This window comes from Pseudomonas sp. 86_A, assembly GCF_017491705.1.
GTDB lineage: Bacteria > Pseudomonadota > Gammaproteobacteria > Pseudomonadales > Pseudomonadaceae > Aquipseudomonas > Aquipseudomonas koreensis.
Genome location: NZ_JAFGYS010000043.1, coordinates 1 through 979, shown reverse-complemented (window position 1 = coordinate 979; position 979 = coordinate 1). Strand labels below are relative to the sequence as shown.

Below are 979 nucleotides of genomic sequence, written 5' to 3'. Positions count from 1 at the left end.
GTCCAGATGTGAAAGGTCACACTGTCAGGTGGCTCAATCTCTTCACCGGATGACGAAAACCAGAGAATGCCATCACGGGTCCAGATCCCGGTCTTTTCGCAGATATAACGGGCATCAGTAAAGTCCAGCTCCTGCTGGCGGATGACGCAGGCATTATGCTCGCAGAGATAAAACACGCTGGAGGGGTCATCCGGCGTCCATTTGAGGCCAAACGGCGTCTCTTTGTCGCCAAATTTAAGATACTGCTCCTCCCCGCAATGCGGGCAGTCAACATGAAAACGCATAAAATGCGGGGATTCACTGGCTGCACGCTCAATCTGACAGGTGCCTCTCACTTTTGGCGTGGAGCCACGGATGGACTTTGGCCAGACCGAGCCTTCAATACGCTTGTCACCCAGGAACGTCGGAGAGCCTTCCTGTTCAATATCATCATCAAAAGCAGCAAGTTCATCATAACCCGCCACATCCACCGACTTTTCACGGTAGTTTTTTGCCGCTTTACCGCCCAGGCACCAGAAGCCACGCCCATTAGTGAAACGCTTCATGGTGAGCGTGTTATCCCGGTGCTTTTTGCCATACCACGGGGCCAGCGCCAGCAGCGACGGAATATCACGAATAGTCGGCTCAACGTGGGTTTTCATAAAGTTCTCGGCATCACCATCCGTCGGCAACCAGATAAGGGTGTTGCGCTGCTTATGCTCTATAAAGTAGGCATAAACACCCAGCAGCATTTTGGAATAACCGACACGGGCAGACTTCACCACATTCACCTCACGGATGTAGTCGCTGCCCATCGCATTCATGATGGCCCGCTGAAAGGGCAGTGTTTCCCAGCGCCCTTCCTGGTATGCGGATTCTTTCGGGAGATAGTAATTAGCATCCGCCCATTCAACGGCGGTCTGTGGCTCCGGCCTGAACAGTGAGCGAAGCCCGGCGCGGACAAAATGCCGCAGCCTGTTAACCTGACTGTTCGATATAT

General features: G+C 53.3%; 1 protein-coding gene. It reads right to left on the bottom strand.

Features of this window, described 5'->3' with window-relative positions; translation table 11 throughout:
- A partial coding sequence (locus J5M57_RS27865) for a phage terminase large subunit family protein (RefSeq protein WP_347709678.1) occupies window positions 1-977 on the bottom strand: 977 nt, incomplete at its 3' end.
- Window positions 978-979: the final 2 nt, after the last annotated feature.